This window comes from Nonomuraea maritima (genome assembly GCF_900100395.1).
GTDB lineage: Bacteria > Actinomycetota > Actinomycetes > Streptosporangiales > Streptosporangiaceae > Nonomuraea > Nonomuraea maritima.
In genome coordinates, this window is record NZ_FNFB01000011.1 from 94,281 (window position 1) to 110,958 (window position 16,678).

Sequence of the window (16,678 nt, forward strand, 5' to 3'; positions counted from 1 at the left end):
GACCTGCCGGTTAAGGGGGTGCTCCCCCACGGGCCGCTACGGCCGTGGGGGCGAGTCAGGCGACGGCGCTGTCGAGCATGGCGGTGGTGATGGCGGGGGGTGATGTCGGCGGGGTCGCCGGGTGGTCACGCGTTGTCGGAGGTGAGGGCGCTGCCCTTCTTCCACTGGGAGAAGGACATCTGCCAGTAGCCCCAGCCGTTGTTCCATTCGAGTGCGCGGTTGGTGCCGGTGATTTCGACGACGTCGCCGCGCTGGACGTGGTCGTAGAACCATTTGGCCTGGTCGGGGCGGGAGTTGATGCAGCCGTGGCTGACGTTGCGGACGCCTTGGGAGGAGATGTTGTCCTTGGCGTGGACGTATTCGCCGGAGTTGGAGATGCGGACGGCGTGGTTGATCAGCTCGTCGTAGTAGCCGGGGTCGCCCTTCTTGCGGCCGGGCGAGATCATGCGGACGGGGTTGCCGCGTTCCATGGTGAGGTGGACGCCGGAGGTGGTGGTGTATTCGCGTGTGGTGCCCATGCCGGCGCTGATGCGCATGGTCTGTACGCGCTTGCCGTCCTTGTAGACGTACATCATGTGCTTGTTGACGTCGACCTTGCTGATCTGCTTGGCGCCGACGTCGAGGGTGGCGGTGTAGTCCTTGACGCCCCACAGGCCCTTGCCGGCTTTGACGCCGGTGATGTCGGCGTTGAAGGTGACCTTCTGGTGGGCGGGCCAGTAGGTCTCGGTGCGGTAGATGACGACCTTGTCGTTGATCCAGCGCCAGGCGCCCTTGACGGGCTTTTCCGCGTCGACCTTGAGTGCCCGTTCGACGGCGGCCTTGCTGGTGACGGGCTGGTTGAAGGTGACGATGATGGGCGCGCCGACGCCGACGGTCTCGCCCTTGCGGTTGGGGGTGACGTCGGCGACCTGCAGGGCGCGCTCGGGTGCGGCGGTGGTGAAGGAGGCGGTGACGTTGGTCGGGCCGGCCTTGGCCGCGACGGTGTAGTCGGTGGACGGCTTGAGCCCGCTCTTGGAGGTCCAGCGGGTGCGGTCGGCGTTGTAGGAGCCCTTGAGGTGCTGTCCGCCGGCTTCGACGGTGACCTCTTCGAGGGGGCCGCCGGCCGCGGTGACGACGACCTTCTTGTCCGGGCTGACTTTGGTGGCGCCTTCGGCGGGGGTGACCTTGATGGTGGGCGCCTCGGGGGTGGCGACGGTGGTGCCGTCCGGGCTGCCGGGCTGCTGCTGGCCAGAGCCGCTCGAGCAGGAGACCGTCAGCGTCGCCGCGGCGAGCAAGGCCAACGCGGAGGCGTATCTCTTGCGAGCGGGTGCAAAGTTCAAGGCTGTCCTTTCCACGGTACCTAAAGGCACGACAAAGACCTTAATATTCCTCCTGGTAAGACGCCGAAGCATTTGACCGAGTTGTGTCACATTTGTGTCACTTCGGCGGGAGTGGGATGCGGGTCAGCGCAGGTCGAGGCGGTGCGTCAGGCCGGTGTGCCGGCGGCCCGCCCCCCGGGTGCGTACGGCCTGGGCGAGCGCCCGCCGCGAGCCGACGATCACGACGAGTTTCTTGGCGCGCGTGATGGCGGTGTAGAGCAGGTTGCGTTGCAGCATCATCCAGGCGCTGGTGGCCAGCGGGATGACGACCGCCGGGTACTCGCTGCCCTGGGAGCGGTGGATGGAGACGGCGTAGGCGTGCGCGAGCTCGTCGAGCTCGTCGAAGGCGTAGTCGACGTGCTCGTCCTCGTCGGTCAGCACGGTGAGCTTGTGCTCGTCGGGACGGATGTCGGTGACGATGCCGACCGTGCCGTTGAACACCCCGGCCGCGCCCTTGTCGTAGTTGTTGCGCAGCTGGGTGACCTTGTCGCCGACGCGGAAGACGCGGCCGCCGTAGCGGCGTTCCGGCATGCCCTCGCGGGCGGGGGTGAGCGCCTCCTGCAGGGCGGCGTTGAGCGCGCCGGCGCCGGCGGCGCCGCGGTGCATCGGGGCCAGTACCTGGACGTCGCGGCGGGCGTCGAGCCGGAAGCGGCGCGGGATGCGGCGGGCCACGACGTCCACGGTGAGGGCGGCGATCTCCTCGGGCTCCTCGCAGGGGAACAGGAAGAAGTCCTTCATGCCCTCCAGGGCGGGGTGGCGGCCGGTGTTGACGCGGTGGGCGTTGACGACGACGCCCGACTCGGCCGCCTGGCGGAAGACCTGGGTGAGGCGGACACGGGGGACGCCGTCGGCGGCCAGCAGATCTTTGAGCACCTCGCCGGCGCCGACGGAGGGCAGCTGGTCGACGTCGCCGACGAACAGCAGATGGGTGCCGGGCGCGATGGCTTTGACGAGTTTGTTGGCCAGCAGCAGGTCGAGCATGGAGGCCTCGTCGACGACGACGAGGTCGGCGTCGAGCGGGTTGTCGCGGTCGAAGGTGGCCTCGCCGCCGGGACGCAGCTGCAGCAGGCGGTGGACGGTGGTGGCCTCGTGCCCGGTCAGCTCGGCCAGCCGTTTGGCGGCGCGGCCGGTGGGCGCGGCCAGGATGACCTTGGCGCGTTTGGCGCGGGCCAGCAGCACGATGGACCGCACGGTGAAGCTCTTGCCGCAACCGGGGCCGCCGGTCAGCACGGCGACCTTCTCCGTCAGCGCCAGGCGGACGGCCTGGCGCTGCTCGGCGGCGAGGTCGGCGCCGGTCTGGTCGTGCAGCCAGCTCTCGGCGCGCTCCCAGTCGACGTCGGCGAACGCCTTGAGCCGGTCGTGGCCCGTACGCAGCAGTGACAGCAGGCCGAAGGCCAGGGACGTCTCGGCGCGGTGGAAGGGCGGCAGGTAGACGGCGGGCACGACGTTGTCGCCGGCCGGGACGGGCTCGCGCACGACGCCCTCGTCGGCGACGAGTTCCTCCAGGCAGGTCGTGACGAGGTCGGCGGGCACGTCGAGGATCTTGACGGCGTCGGCGACGAGGTTGGGCGCGGGCAGGTAGCAGTGGCCGTCGTCGGCGGCCTGCGACAGGGTGTAGCGCAGGCCGGCCTTGACGCGGTCGGGGCTGTCGTGCGGGATGCCGACGGCCTGGGCGATGGTGTCGGCGGTCTTGAAGCCGATCCCCCACACGTCGTCGGCGAGTTTGTAGGGCTGGTCGCGGACGACGGCGACGGAGTTCTCGCCGTACTGCTTGAAGATGCGCACCGCGATGGAGGTGGAGACGCCGACGCCCTGCAGGAAGATCATCACCTCTTTGATGACCTTCTGTTCCTCCCAGGCGGCGGCGATCATCTTCGTCCGTTTGGGGCCGAGTCCGGGCACCTCGACGAGGCGTTCAGGGTGCTGCTCGATGACGTCGAGGGTGTCGGTGCCGAAGTGGTCGACGATGCGCTCGGCCATCTTGGGGCCGATGCCCTTGATCAGCCCTGAGCCGAGGTAGCGGCGGATGCCCTGCACGGTCGCCGGCAGCACGGTGGTGTAGGACCACACCTCGAACTGGCGGCCGTAGCGGGGATGGGAGGTCCAGCGGCCGCGCAGCCGCAGCGACTCGCCGACCTGGGCGCCGAGCAGCGGCCCGACCACGGTCAGCAGCTCGGAGCCGGAGCGTTCGGTGGCGACGCGGGCGATGGTGTAGCCGGTCTCCTCGTTGGCGTAGGTGATGCGTTCGAGGACGGCGTCGAGGGAGACACCGTGTGCATCGTCCGCGCCGGGCTTCACGCCAACCCCTTCTCCGCCGGTCTTTTCGTGGCAAGGGTAGACCAGGCGGGCCGCGGCACGGAGAGGTGATCGGGTCGGCCGGTGTTCGTGCAGGTGGCGGCCCGCGGTGCGGCGTGCGGGTTAGGGCGGTGCGAACCAGGAAAGGCGGAGGGCGCCGCGGAGGTTCGCGGCTGACCGTTTCGGAGGGAGAGCCATGCTGGGGACGACCGGCCGCAGGCGGACGCTGGCGACGGCCGCCATGGTGGCGATGATCGGGCTGACGGGGGCGTGCGGCGACGACGACGGTGCTCGCGACAATCCCGCCCCGGCCAACACGCAGGTCCCGGGCGACAACGACCGCGACGACAACAACGACCGCGACGACAACGATCGGGATGACAACGACTGATCAGGTGGTACGGCGAACAAGAGGTCCCGGCTCGTCCGGGACCTCTTGGTTCGCACGCAGCCGGACGGCGCGGGCGAGGTGGAGCCGGCCGGGTCGGTGTCGATGGCGTTGCTGGTCGTGGGCGTTGCTGGTCGTGATGGCGGGCGGTCGAGGTCGACGGCGGTCCCGGCGTGGTGGTCACCACCCCGGAAGGGGTGGACTCGGTGGCCTGCCTGAATCTGGTCGACGGCAGGATCAGCACGATCCGGCTGGTCCGCAACCCGGACAAGCTCACCAGCATCGCCCGCACCTGACCCCACAGCGGCCAGATGCGATGCCGGCTCCCGCCGCCTGCCGAGTGCCCACCGTCGCGTCCGGGTTGCAGGCGGGCGGCGCGAGAGCGGGTTCCCGGCTTCTTGCCCTGTGGCGGCCACCGTTGACTCCGGAGAGTTTGTCCCGTCGGTCAGCTCCGTACGTGCAGGGCCTTCGGGGAGGATCGGACCGGATTTTGGCGCTACTGCTCGGCGTGTCCGGCTCGATGTGGCCAGAAGGGGTGACCACCCTGGCCGGGAGGTGGACAGCCGCCTGCGCACCGCTCAAATGCGCGAAGCGTCCAGCCCATTACCCCGGCATCGGCAAGCCCTGGACTCCACCGTGACCAGGTACGGGCCGCCGCTGCGCCCGTTGCTTGTGCGTCTATTTCGCTCTTGATGCCCTCTCAGATGGTCGACTGCGAGCCTGCCCTGGCCCGTCCTGTTCTTCCCGCCCCTCTCGGTGCGCCGACATCGGAGACTCGGCCGTTGACGGGAGGGCCGCGGCGATACAGTCGAGGATGCGCTGGAGTCCGTGCCGGAACTGGTCGTCGCGACTCAGGTGGAGCCGGTGTGCCTCCATCACGATCTTGCTGAAGATCGGGTACTCCCCGCTCTCCAGCAGCTGCTCGACGTGCGGGCCGTTCCGCACCATCCACTCCGACTCGCTGAGCCCGCTGCGGCGGACCTCCTCGGCCCAGCCGATTTCCTCGCGGACGGCGCCCTCGACGTAGCCATTCAGCATGGCCATGAGGGCGAGGTTCTCGTCAATGGAGACGTGGGCGTCGAGGGCACCCATCACCCGTTCGATCACGAGCAGCTGATTGGGGCCGAAGCTGGGGAGTGACCGCTGCACGGTGGCGATCCACGGGTGCCGCAGCCACATCGCCCGCAGCCCGCCGGCGTAGCGCGTCAGATCCGCGCGCCAGTCGCCCGAGGGCATGCCCTCGACGTCGATCTCGCCCTGCAGCCGGTCGGCCATGAGCTCGATCAGGTTGTCACGGCTCGGGACGTAGCGGTAGAGCGACATCGCGCCCGCGCCGATCTCAGCGGCGATGCGCCGCATGGTGGCCGCCTCCAGCCCCTCGGCGTCAGCGATCCGGATCGCCGCCTCGGTGATCTGCTCGCGGCTGTAGGTGGGCTTCGGCCCGTAGGCCGGGCGCTCGGGTCGCATCCAGATGTTCACGTACTCGGCGTCTGCCATCGTCCACCTCCTAGGTTGCGTACATCGTACCCGGTCTCTTAGCCTGGCCGCCATGACCGCGTACGACGTACCCAGTGGAGGGATCATGGCGGATCCGATCGTGGTCGCCGAGGGGCTGCACAAGTCCTTCGGCGACACCCAAGCGCTGCGGGGGCTGGACCTGAGCGTTCCGAGAGGAACGGTCTGTGGCGTGCTGGGGCCCAATGGCGCCGGCAAGACGACCGCGGTACGCATCCTGGCGACCCTGTCCGATCCCGACGCCGGGCACGCGCGCATCGCCGGGTACGACGTCGTCCGCGACGCCGGCCAGGTGCGCGCCAGCATCGGCCTCGCAGGCCAGTACGCCGCCGTGGACGAGAAGCTCACCGGCCGCGGCAACCTGCGCATGTTCGGCCGGCTCTACCACCTGCCGCGAAGTCAGGCGCACCGGCGGGCCGATGAGCTGCTGGAGCGCTTCGGCCTGATGGACGCCGCCGACCGGCCGGTTGGCGGCTACTCCGGCGGCATGCGGCGCCGCCTCGACCTGATCACCTGCCTCATCCTGCGCCCCGAGGTGCTCTTCCTGGACGAGCCGACCACCGGCCTGGACCCGCGCAGCCGCGGCGAGATATGGGACAGTATCCGCGAACTGGTGGCCGACGGCACCACCGTGCTGCTCACCACGCAGTACCTGGACGAGGCCGACCAGCTGGCCGACGACATCGCCGTCATCGACCACGGGAAAGTGATCGCCACCGGCGCTCCGGACGAGCTGAAGGCCACGATCGGGGACCGCCTCGACGTCGTCCTCGAAGACCCCGCCGCACTTGCGACGGCGGCAGCCGTACTCAACACCCTGGCCGGCACCGAACCCACGACGACCGACGCCGACCGGCTCAGCGTCGCCCTGCCCGCCACCGGCCTCCGGCTCGCCGGCATCGTCCGCGAGCTCGACCGCGCCGGGGTCGCCGCCGCCGACGTGAGCCTGCGCCGCCCCACCCTCGACGAGGTGTTCCTGCGCCTCACCGACCGCAAGGAGTCCGTCCGATGACCGCTCTCACCTCACCACTGGGCCGCCTGCGCTGGACGTTCGCCGACGGGCTGACCCTGGTCGGCCGCGAGCTGGGACGGCTACGGCAAGAACCTGGACAGATTGTCGCCGCGCTGATCTTCCCGGCCGTCATGGTGGTGCTGTTCGGCTACGTCTTCGGCAGCGCCATCCAGGTGCCGGACGGCGGCGACTACCGCGAGTACCTCATGCCCGGCCTGTTCGCGATGGTGACCTTCTCCGCGTGGTTGGGGGTCATGACGCGGGTGGCCGCCGACGCCTCCCGCGGTGTGATGGACCGGTTTCGCTCCATGCCGATGGCGCGCTTGGCGGTGCCGTTCGGGCAGACCGGCGCCGACCTGCTGACCGGCCTGCTGATGCTGGCCATCATGGTGGGCGCGGGCCTGCTGGTGGGCTGGCAGCCGCACCGCGCCCTGATCCCCACGGCCCAGGCGTTCCTGCTGATGATCGTGCTGCGGTACGCGCTGAGCTGGGTGGGCGTCTATGTGGGCCTGGCGGTGAAGAACGAGCAGGTCGCCGACGCGATGGTGCCGCTGGGCCTGCCGTTCACGATGCTGTCGAACGCGTTCGTCCCGACCGACGGCATGCCGGGCTGGCTGCGCTTCCTGGCCGACTGGAACCCGGTGAGCGCGCTCACCGCCGCCTCACGGGAGCTGTTCGGCAACCCTGGCGCCCCGTCCGGAAACGTGGCCTGGCCACTCGCGCATCCGGTGACCACCGTCCTGCTCTGGTCGGCCGCACTGCTGGCGATCTTCATCCCGCTGTCGCTCCGCGCCTACATGCGCAGAGGACGCTGAACGCTCCAGGCATCTGCGAACCGCGTGTTCTCCTCCGAATAGTTCTCCTCCGAAAGGCATCAAATGGAGCAAAACGTCCACGAAGACGTCACCACCACCGCTACCTCTCCTGCGCGACCGCTGGTCATCGGTGGCTTGATCGCCGCGGTGGGTCAGTTCACCGGGATCAGCCTGGTTATCGGCGGCATGCCGATCTCGGTGTTCGGGTTTGCCGTGCTGACCGTTGTCTTCTCCGTGGTGGGGCTGGTGCTGGCTCGCAACGGTACGCCGTCCGTGCACGGTATTCGTCCGTACCACGGTTGTGCTCACCGTGTTGTCGCTGGTACCGGATGTGCTCATGGACGCGTCCGCAGCCACGAGTCGGTAGCGCTGGCGCAACTGGCCCCGGTTGCCGAAGGCGATCTTCCGCGCCAGGCGGTGGCGGGCCTCCTGCACGTTCAGCTGGGTGCCGATCATCCGTCGGTAGCCTTCGTCGGCAATGAACTGCAGCAGATGCAGCACTGGACGGCGCTTGCCCGCGAGTGCTTCCAGCGCCTTGGCATCCAGCCGCAAGAACTGCTCGAGTTCGGCCGCCGACACCTCGGGCCGGAATCGGCGATAGCGGGCTACTTCCCCATCTGAGAGGAAATCCACAGGCATGAGCAGGCACGCTAGGGCGCTCAACCAGGGCAAACAGCCGTCGTCACTAAATCGTCGTCAAGATCGTCTCTCTAGCGCCAAAATCCGGGCCGATCCTCCCCGGAGGCCTGCATCACGAGGCGGATCTGTTGTGGTCGAGCCAGAAGGGGTCCTCCCAGCGGGCCTCCCAGGTGAGGCTGAGCAGCCGTACCAGGTGCAGGAGACGCTCAGAGGCTCCGTGGGAGCGCAGGCGCTCGGGGGCGTGCTCGACCAGCCAGGCGGTCAGCGTGGTGCGCATGGTCAGGGCGGCCTGTCCGCCGTGCCAGGTGTCCCAGGGGAGGTCGTCGTGCAGCAGGTCGCGCTCCCAGTAGGCCACGGCTTCGGCCAGGCGTTGGTCTGCGAGGGGGTCGGTCTGCGTCTGCCAGATGGCGAGCCAGGGGGCGAGGGTGGCGCAGGACTCGGAACATGCCTCGAGCACCTCGTAGGCGGGGACGGCCGCGTCGGGGCTGGTGAGGCTGGAGACCCACCACGCGTTCAGGAATCTCTGGACCGCGTCGGTCTGCTCCGCGGGCCAGTGTTGCCAGTCGGCGCGGGTGAGTGAGTGGCCGACGTCGCCCATGCCGCACATGGGCATCACCTCGCCGTTGACGAGGGCGGAGGCGAGCTGGGGCAAGATACGGCGCAGCACCGATGCGTTGTCGTTCCAGTCTGTGGCCCACCAGGTGCGCCGCAGGAGGTCAGGGTCCAGTTCCACGTCCGGTGTCTTGAGCAGGGCGAGCTCTTCGGCGCTTCCCCAATGGCACGAGCAGTTGTGCTCGCCGGGGAGGGCGGTCATGCCGCGGAAGGCAGTGGCCAGGGCGTCGAGAGCAGCGTCGAGGCGGCGGCGTGTGCATGCCTGGTCGGGGTCGGTCATCCGTTCGGCCTTCAAGGACTCCGGGAACTCGCGTCCGCCGAAGATCGCTACCTTACCGGACTTTCGGCCATGAGCGTCTGTTGCGGCCCCCCGTGACGGCAGCTGGTGGTCAGACGGTGAAGCCGCCGTCGACGTCCCAGTGGGCTCCGGTGACGTACCAGGCTTCTGGGCGGGCCAGGAAGGCGACGACGGCGGCGATGTCGCTGGGCTGGGCGTAGGTGTCGACGGCCATGGCCTGGCGCATGACGTCGGCGAAGTCGCTCGTGGCGGGGTTCATGTCGGTGTCGGTGGGGCCCACCTGGACGTTGTTGACCGTGATGTGGCGGGGGGCGAGCTCGCGGGCGAGGCCCCTGGTCAGGCCCGCGACGGCGGCTTTCGTCATGGAGTACACCGACAGGTCGGGCACCGGGACGCGGTCGGCGTTGATGCTGCCGATGGTGATGATGCGGCCGCCTTCCCCGAGGTGGGCCAGGGCGGCCTGGATGGCGACGAACACGCCTTTGACGTTGACGGCGACGATGCGGTCGAAGTCGTCGAGGGAGAAGTCCTGGGCCGGGCCGGCGAAGAGAAGCCCGGCGTTGTTGACGAGGATGTCCAGACCGCCGAACTCGCCGGCCGTCCGGTCGACGGCGGCCTGGACGGCGGCGGGGTCGCCGCTGTCGGCCTGGATGGCGATGGCCCTGCCGCCGTCCTGGGCGATCGTCTCGACCAGGGCGTCGGCGGGGGCCTTGCCGCCGGCGTAGGTGAGGGCGACGGAGGCGCCGTCGCCGGCCAGGCGGTGGGCGATGGCGGCGCCGATGCCGCGGGATCCTCCGGTGACGAGGGCCACCTTGCCGGTGAGCGCTGCGGCTTCAGCCTGGGTCATGTCCGCTGCCCTTCGTGCTCGCGCTGCTGGGTGTGGGCGAGCGGCGAGGGGCGCTACGGTGCCCGGCCGCCGGAGGGTGCCTCAGAAAGCGTACAAAGCGGCCGGGAAAGTGCTGGTAAAGCCGGATCGCGGGTCAGTCGTCGTGGGCGATGAGCTTGAGCTGCCGCCACAGCAGGACCACGAACACGGCCGAACCGGCGAAGGCGAACCAGAAGGGCGCCGCCACGCCGAGCTGGGTGGCCAGCAGGCCGCCGATCACCGACCCGACGACCAGGCCGGCGTACACGCAGATGGCGTTGACGCTGCCCACGCGGCCCTGCAGGTGGGCCGGGACGGCGCGCTGGCGGACGGTGACCGAGGTGGTGCCCCAGATGAAGGCGTGCGCGCCGAAGACGAGGAAGATGCCGCCGGCGACCCAGGGCGAGTGCGTCAGGGCCAGGCCCAGGTGGGTGAAGGTCTCGATGACGAGCCCGATGCGCATCAGGGTGCCGAGGCTGACCTTGCGGGTGATGGCGCCGTACAGGCCGGTGCCGACGAGGCCGCCGATGCCGCCGATGGTGGTCATCAGGCCGAAGCCCATGGCGCCGAGGCCGAGCTGGTCCTGGGTGTAGAGGACGAGGACCGACCAGGCCGCGCCGAACGTGAAGTTGAAGATCAGGATGGTGAGGACGAGCGTGCGGACGGCGGGGTGGCGGAAGGTCCAGGTGAAGCCTTCGGCGAGCTCGCGCAGGGTGCCGGTTCCCGGGTCGCCGGACTGGCGGCCGTGCGCCGGCAGCGTGATCCGGGAGACCAGGACGATGCCCCCCATGACCAGGAGCAACTGGGCGGCGAACGGCCAGGCCAGGCCGAGGCCGAACAGCGCCGCGCCGATCGGCGGCCCGGCGAGCTGGTTGAGGGTGACGAGCCCGGTGGTCAGGCGGGCGTTGGCCAGGGCGAGGTCGTCGCGGGCGACCATCATGGGGGTCAGGGTGGCGGTGGTGTTGTCGGCGAACACCTCGGTGATGGAGCGCAGGGTGAGCCCCACCAGTGCCGTCACCACGGTCAGGGAGCCGGTCGCCATGAGGACGATGAGCGCCACCAGCACCACGGCGCGTACGGCGTTGGCGGCCAGGACGATCGTGCGCCGGTTGTGCCGGTCGGACAGAACGCCCGCGTACAGGCTGAACAGCAGCGGCGGAGCCCAGCTGACCAGGGCCGACAGCGAGATCATCAGCGGGTCGCGGGTCAGCGTCGCGATCAGCAGGGGGCCCGCGGCGGCCGCGATGCCGTCGCCGAGGTTCGTCAGCCAGCTGGAGGCCAGCAGCCAACGGAATCCGGAGCCGAGCCGGGTAGGCAGGACTCGCTCCACCACAGTAGTCACGAGCGCAGAACCCTACTTTTGCGCAGGCAGGCGCGGCAAATGGGTTTTCCTCGCGCGGGTGCGCGCGAGGAAAGATCAGCGTGCCAGCTGGTTGAAGGGTGTGGTCCCGTCCAGCAGGCCGTGCTGGGTGGTGACGATCGGCAGGCGCCGCACGGTCGGGTCGTCGAGCAGGCCGACCTGGGCCAGGACGGCGGCCTGGTCCCAGTAGATGCGTTCGCCGGCGACGGCGGTGCCTTCGAAGGTGACGATGCCGATCACGGGGATGCGGACCTGCCGGCCGGTGGGGGGTACGGCGGGCAGGATCCACGGGATCTCGATGTCGTGGGTAAAGGTGATCAGCATCTCGTCGACGATGCTCGCCTCGCCCACGGTGCGGCTCAGCGACGCGATGGACATGTCGGCGGCGTTGCGTCCGACGAACCAGCGCCGGTAGAAGTCGCGCACGCCGTCGTACCCGGTGCCGCCCATGCCGGTGGGCACGTGCAGGACGGTCGGGTCGGCGGTCATCGTCCGCATGGTGGCCTCCACGTCGCGGGTGACGAACTCGGCCGCGGTGTGGGCGTCCCATGCGCGTTCCATGGCTTGGCGATCAGCCATCTGGCTCCTCCTCGATGAGATGATCAAGCATGACCGAGAAAGGCTGTGTTGCGGGGGTTTTCGCGGATATGTGATCCGGCGCCGGACACCGCGACATCGGGGACGGCCAGGAACGGTCCGGCACCGCCCTTGGGATCAGCCCGCGTAGCGGGTGGCGATCGCGGCGGCGCGGTCGCGCAGGGAGGTGCGCAACCACTGCGGGGCCAGGGCTTCCGCGCCCGTGCTGAGCTGCCACAGCGCCCATTCTGCGTGCCGCGCGTCCTGGAAGGACACCTGTAACCGCAGCCGGCCGTCCGCGTCGGTTTCCTCGCTGTGGACGGCCACCGCGGTGCCCACCAGCTCCTCCCGCCGCCCCGGGTCGACGCGGACCAGCACGGTGACCTGGTCGCCGCCGGTCCGGAACCGCGTGCTGCGTTCCTGCCAGGCCCGGTCCAGATCGACCCGGTCAGGTCGCTGTGCCGGTTCGGACAGTTCCTCGGCGGCCAGAACCCGCGACAGCCGGTAGGTGCGCTCCGCGCCGGACCTCGTGGCCAGCAGGTAGCCCCGCTCGCGTACGGTGACCAGGCCGATCGGGTCCACCGTGCGCCACTTCGGGGTCTGGTCCACCGCCGCGTAGCGGATGCGCAGCTTGTGTCCGGCGAGCACCGCACGCCGGACCTCTGCCACGACGGCGTCAGGCACCTCCTCGGCGACCGTCCGACGCGAGAGCAGGTCGGTCTCCGGGTCGATGAGCAGTCGCTCCGCCGCGCCGGCCGCGGTGTTCCTGTAGCTCTCGGGCAGCGCGTCGACCACCTTGAGCATCGCCGAAGCGAGCGCCGAGCCGAGGCCGAACGCCTGCGCGCCGCGCCGCGATCCGGCGATCAACAAGGCGAGGGCCTCGTCGTGGTTCAGCCCGGTGAGCTCGGTACGGAAACCTGGCAACAACGCGAACCCGCCGTGCCGGCCGCGTTCGGCGTAGACCGGGACGCCGGCCGCGGACAGCGCCTCGATGTCGCGCAGCACGGTGCGGGTGGACACCTCCAGCTCGCGGGCCAGCGCGGCCGCCGACAGCCGGCCGTGCCGCCGCAGCAGCAACACCAGCGAGACCAGCCGGTCGGCACGCATACGAAAACGTTAGCGAAATACGCGACAAAGGATGTCGTGATTTACCGGAAGGCTTGTCACCACGGCCACCGAGGCCGGTGTACGTCCCTGCATCGAACGGAGCTGATGTGGCAATGCAGCGAACGGCAGTCAACCCGTGGGTGTGGTCGGTGGAGATGGGCTACAACCAGGGCGAGATCGTCTCCGGGCACACCAGGACGCTCTACTGCGCCGGGCAGAGCGCGATGAGCGGCGACGGCAAGCCCCAGCATGACGGTGACATGGCGGCGCAGCTGGCGCTGAGCCTGGACAACCTGGAGGCCGTGCTCGGCCAGGCCGGCATGTCTCTCGCGGGCCTCGTCCGGCTCAACGTCTACACCACCGACGTCGATCTGCTCTTCCAGCACTACAGCGTGCTGGCGTCGCGGTTGGGCGCCGCCGGGGTGGCGCCGCCCACCACGATGCTGGGAGTGGCCCGGCTGGCGATCCCCACCCTGATGGTCGAGCTCGAGGGGACCGCCGTCGGGTGATGCGGCATTTCCGTACGTCGGGCAGCAGGTGGGCGTCCGCGTAGCCGTGGCGGGCCAGGCGGTGCCGGGACCGGCAGCGTGTGTCAGCTGGGGCGGGCGCGCAGGTGGGCGCGTTCGCCCTGCTTGCCGAAGATGACGAGGAGTTCCACGGGCTGGTCGTCGGCAGGCCCGAGCCAGTGCGGCAGGTGGGTGTCGAACTCGGCGACCTCGCCGGGGGTCATGACCAGGACGTTGCCGCCGAGGTGCAGGCGCAGGCGCCCATTGAGGACGTAGACCCACTCATAGCCCTCGTGCGTCCGCGGTTCCGGCTCGCCGGCGCTGGGGGCGATGACGAGCTTGTGGGCGTGCAGCCCTCCGGGGCGGCGGGTGAGCGGCACGTACGTCATGCCGCCGCGCGTGACGGGCTTCAGGTGGACGCGCGGGTCGCCGGTCTGCGGCGCGCCCACGAGCTCGTCCAGGGGGACGCCGTGGGCGTGGGCGAGCGGGAGCAGCAGTTCGAGGGTGGGTTTGCGGCCGCCGCTCTCCAGCCGGGACAGGGTGCTCTCGGAGATGCCGGTGCGTTCGGCGAGGTGGGCCAGGGTGATGCCGCGCCGGCGGCGCAGCTCCCGCAGGCGGGGGCCGACGGCGGCGAGCACGTCCTGCAAGTCGTTCACCCCTCATTCTCGCCCAGGACGGTACGAAGGTGCGCGAACGGGTGGGGTCGGCGGCGCGACTACTCCTGCTGCAGGTCACGCCGCTGGAACGCGACGATCCCGGCCGCCAGGAGCGCGGCGGTGACCAGCAGGAGTCCCAGCAGCGGACCGGCGTCCACGGGCCTGCCCAGCGTCTGCGGGACGTGGGAGAACGGCGACAGGTTCATGACGGCGTCGTCCAGCTGGAGCAGCTCGCCGAGCTGAGCGAGCAGGGCGAAGGCCACCAGCGCCGCCCACGCCAGCGCGGTCAGCCGGGGCAGCAGCCCGAACAGCAGCATCGCGATCCCGGCCAGGGTCCAGGTGGCGGGCACCTGCAGGAGCGCCGCGCCCAGCATGCGGGCGGCCTGACCGGCCGGTCGGCCGATCCGCAGGCCGTGCGCGAGCCCGGCCGACAGCCCTCCCACCGACATGATCAAGGCGCTGCCGCCCAGGGCCAGGGCCAGGTGGCTGAGGCTCCATCGGCGGCGGGTCACGGCCGTGGCCAGGACCGATTCGGCGCGCAGCGCCGACTCCTCGCCGCGCAACCGCAGCGTCGCCTGGACCGCGTAGCCGCCGGCGACCAGGGCCAGCACGCTCAGCTCGGCGGTCAGGAACGCGTCGGTCAGCGCGTCGGTGCCGCCCATCCGCGCCAGGAGCGCGGCCATGTGCGGGTTGTCCGCGACGAGGTCACCCAGGCTGTGCGCCAGGGCGCCGAACAGCGTGCCGGCGATCGCGAAGCCGACCGCCCAGCCGAGCAGTCCGCCGCGCTGCAACCGCCACGCCAATGCCACGGGGCCGGCGAGGGACGCTCTGGCGTCCGGCCGCCCAGGGCGCGGCGGCAGGAGGCCGGCGCCGAGGTCGCGCCGCCTGGCGAGCAGCGCGGCCGCGGCCACCAGCGCCAGGGCGGTGACGGCGAACAGGGCGATCACCCACCAGCGTTCCCCGGCGAAGGCCCGCACCCGCTGCGCCCAGCCCAGCGGGGACGACCACGCGAGCGCTTCTGCCTTGGCGGCGTCGCCGAGCGCCCGCAGCAGGAACGCGAGCCCGAGCGTCGCGCAGGCAAGGGCACTGGCGGTGCGCGCGTGCGTGGTCAGCTGGGCGGCGGCGAGGGCGACCCCGGTGAACACCCAGCCCGTGCCGCCCACGGCCGCGCCGAAGGCGAGCGCGCCCGCCGCGGGCAGCCCCTGGCCGGCCAGGCCCACCGTGATGAGCAGGGTGATGACGGCGTTCGCGGTGACGGCGACGGCCACCGCCGCGGCCGGGACCGCCTGGCGGCCCACCACGCAGGAGCCGAGGAGTTCGGCGCGGCCGGTCTCCTCCTCGGCGCGGGTGTGCCGGGTCACGACGAGAATGCTCATCAGGGCGGCCAGGGCCGAGGCCATGGTGGTGGCCCGCCATGCGGTCAGCCCGCCGACCGAGGCGGCGTCGAAGACCGGTCCGGTGAGCGCCTGCAGCGCGGGGGTCGCGCCGATGGTGACGCCCAGCGCGATGCGCTGGCCGGCGTGCGGATACAGCTCGGCGATGGCCGAGGCGCTGACGGTGACGAGGCCGGCGATCACGACGATCCAGACGGGCAGCAGGACACGGTCACGGCGCAGCGCCAGCCGCACCAGGGTGAGCGTGCCGTTCATGCCACGGCCTGGTAGTGGCGCAGGAAGAGCTCTTCCAGGGTGGCCGGCCGGCAGGTCAGTTGGCGCACGCCGGCGTCGGTGAGCAGGCGCAGCGCCGTCTGGAGGTGTTCGCCGTCGATCTGGAAGCTGACGTGGGAGCCGCTGACGGTCAGAGCGTGCACGCCCGCCAGCTCGTTCAGCAGGTGGGGGACGTGGTCGAGGTCGGCGCTGATCGTGGTGCGGGTGAGGTGGCGCAGCCCGGCGAGCGTACCGGTCTCCACCGTGCGGCCGTCGCGGATGATCGTGACCTGGTCGCAGAGCGCCTCGACCTCCGCGAGGCTGTGGCTGGACAGCAGGACCGTCCGGCCGCGGGTGCGCTCCTCGGCGATGACCTCGCGGAAGGTCGCCTCCATCAGCGGGTCGAGGCCGGAGGTCGGCTCGTCGAGCAGCAACAGGTCGACCTCGGAGGCCAGGGCGGCGATCAGGGCGACCTTCTGGCGGTTGCCCTTGGAGTAGGCGCGGCCCTTCTTGGCGGGGTCGAGGCCGAAGCGGTCGAGCAGCGCCGCCTTGCGCTGCCGGTCGAGGCCGCCGCGCAGCCGGCCGAGCAGGTCGATGGCCTCCCCACCGGACAGGGTGGGCCACAGCACGACGTCGCCTGGCACGTACGCCAGGCGGCGGTGCAGTTCGACGGCGTCACGCCACGGGTGGCCGCCGAGCAGTTCGGTGTGGCCTGCGTCGGCGCGCAGCAGGCCGAGCAGGATGCGCAAGGTGGTGGTCTTGCCGGCGCCGTTCGGGCCGAGGAAACCGTGAACCTCGCCGGTCCGTACGGTGAGGTCGAGCCCGTCCAGGGCGTGGACCTTGCCGAAGTGTTTGGTCAGGCCGGTGATGAGAACGGCAGGGCTGTTCGCCATGGGGCGCCTCCGGCGGTAGGTCCGCTATGACATTGCCGACCAGACTTCCCGGCGCTCCGGTGACGACAGTAACAGCGACGCGGGTTGTTCACCAGATGGTGATGGCTGCGCTCTCGGCGCTCCGGGTTCTGACGCTC

The 16,678-nt window shown here is 70.6% G+C and carries 16 protein-coding genes and 1 pseudogene; 5 read left to right on the forward strand and 12 right to left on the reverse strand.

The features are described 5' to 3' along the window. Positions 1 to 125: 125 nt before the first annotated feature. Entirely contained in the window at positions 126 to 1,280 is a 1,155-nt protein-coding gene (locus tag BLR04_RS19435) for a L,D-transpeptidase (RefSeq protein WP_245740346.1), read from the reverse strand. Positions 1,281 to 1,442: 162 nt separating this feature from the next. Then, positions 1,443 to 3,656: an SF1B family DNA helicase RecD2 gene (recD2, locus tag BLR04_RS19440; RefSeq protein ID WP_090766986.1), complete on the reverse strand. Its 2,214-nt coding sequence runs from the start codon at positions 3,654 to 3,656 to the stop codon at positions 1,443 to 1,445. 193 nt (positions 3,657 to 3,849) lie between these two features. Here recD2 and BLR04_RS19445 point away from each other — a divergent pair, with 193 nt between their 5' ends. Beyond that, entirely contained in the window at positions 3,850 to 4,044 is a 195-nt protein-coding gene (locus tag BLR04_RS19445) for a hypothetical protein (RefSeq protein WP_090766989.1), read from the forward strand. A gap of 170 nt (positions 4,045 to 4,214) precedes the next feature. Beyond that, a complete protein-coding gene (locus tag BLR04_RS42400; RefSeq protein ID WP_281191538.1) occupies positions 4,215 to 4,337 on the forward strand; it encodes a hypothetical protein in 123 nt (40 codons plus the stop codon). Positions 4,338 to 4,719: 382 nt separating this feature from the next. Here the strand turns inward: BLR04_RS42400 and BLR04_RS19450 are convergent, their stop codons facing one another. Next, on the reverse strand, positions 4,720 to 5,538 hold the full coding sequence (locus BLR04_RS19450) for a TetR/AcrR family transcriptional regulator (protein ID WP_090766992.1): 819 nt from the start codon (positions 5,536 to 5,538) through the stop codon (positions 4,720 to 4,722). Positions 5,539 to 5,623: 85 nt separating this feature from the next. Between BLR04_RS19450 and BLR04_RS19455 the strand changes: the two genes are divergently transcribed. Beyond that, complete coding sequence (locus BLR04_RS19455; protein ID WP_176903178.1) at positions 5,624 to 6,568, forward strand: ATP-binding cassette domain-containing protein; 945 nt, start codon at positions 5,624 to 5,626, stop codon at positions 6,566 to 6,568. Further along, a complete protein-coding gene (locus BLR04_RS19460) occupies positions 6,565 to 7,383 on the forward strand; it encodes an ABC transporter permease (protein ID WP_090767000.1) in 819 nt (272 codons plus the stop codon). The genes BLR04_RS19455 and BLR04_RS19460 overlap by 4 nt, the downstream gene beginning before the upstream one ends. 300 nt (positions 7,384 to 7,683) lie before the next feature. On the opposite strand, the pseudogene BLR04_RS42790 reads toward BLR04_RS19460, so the two are convergent. From BLR04_RS42790 to BLR04_RS19490, 6 genes and pseudogenes are all read right to left on the reverse strand, one after another. Next, a pseudogene (locus tag BLR04_RS42790) lies at positions 7,684 to 8,022 on the reverse strand (Tn3 family transposase); the annotation flags it as partial. 112 nt (positions 8,023 to 8,134) lie between these two features. Continuing rightward, positions 8,135 to 8,914 (reverse strand): hypothetical protein, encoded by a 780-nt coding sequence (locus tag BLR04_RS19470; RefSeq protein WP_090767003.1) that lies wholly within the window; start codon positions 8,912 to 8,914, stop codon positions 8,135 to 8,137. A 109-nt stretch (positions 8,915 to 9,023) separates the two neighbouring features. Beyond that, entirely contained in the window at positions 9,024 to 9,779 is a 756-nt protein-coding gene (locus BLR04_RS19475) for a 3-oxoacyl-ACP reductase family protein (protein ID WP_090767006.1), read from the reverse strand. Between the two features lie 133 nt (positions 9,780 to 9,912). Then, a complete protein-coding gene (locus BLR04_RS19480; protein ID WP_090767008.1) occupies positions 9,913 to 11,139 on the reverse strand; it encodes an MFS transporter in 1,227 nt (408 codons plus the stop codon). 75 nt (positions 11,140 to 11,214) lie between these two features. Continuing rightward, complete coding sequence (locus BLR04_RS19485; RefSeq protein WP_218129065.1) at positions 11,215 to 11,736, reverse strand: nuclear transport factor 2 family protein; 522 nt, start codon at positions 11,734 to 11,736, stop codon at positions 11,215 to 11,217. 135 nt (positions 11,737 to 11,871) lie between these two features. Then, entirely contained in the window at positions 11,872 to 12,840 is a 969-nt protein-coding gene (locus BLR04_RS19490; protein ID WP_090767013.1) for a helix-turn-helix transcriptional regulator, read from the reverse strand. 113 nt (positions 12,841 to 12,953) lie between these two features. On the opposite strand from BLR04_RS19490, the gene BLR04_RS19495 reads away from it, so the two are divergent. Then, a complete protein-coding gene (locus BLR04_RS19495) occupies positions 12,954 to 13,349 on the forward strand; it encodes a RidA family protein (RefSeq protein WP_090767015.1) in 396 nt (131 codons plus the stop codon). A gap of 83 nt (positions 13,350 to 13,432) precedes the next feature. Here BLR04_RS19495 and BLR04_RS19500 read toward each other — a convergent pair whose 3' ends face one another. The 3 genes from BLR04_RS19500 to BLR04_RS19510 are packed head-to-tail and all read right to left on the reverse strand — an operon-like array spanning position 13,433 to position 16,541. After that, positions 13,433 to 14,002: a helix-turn-helix domain-containing protein gene (locus BLR04_RS19500; protein ID WP_218129066.1), complete on the reverse strand. Its 570-nt coding sequence runs from the start codon at positions 14,000 to 14,002 to the stop codon at positions 13,433 to 13,435. A 59-nt stretch (positions 14,003 to 14,061) separates the two neighbouring features. Then, positions 14,062 to 15,651 carry an ABC transporter permease gene (locus BLR04_RS19505; RefSeq protein ID WP_090767018.1) on the reverse strand — a complete coding sequence of 530 codons (1,590 nt, stop codon included), beginning with the start codon at positions 15,649 to 15,651 and terminating at the stop codon, positions 14,062 to 14,064. After that, positions 15,648 to 16,541, reverse strand: coding sequence for an ABC transporter ATP-binding protein (locus BLR04_RS19510; RefSeq protein WP_090767021.1), 894 nt, complete (start codon positions 16,539 to 16,541; stop codon positions 15,648 to 15,650). The genes BLR04_RS19505 and BLR04_RS19510 overlap by 4 nt, the downstream gene beginning before the upstream one ends. Positions 16,542 to 16,678: the final 137 nt, after the last annotated feature.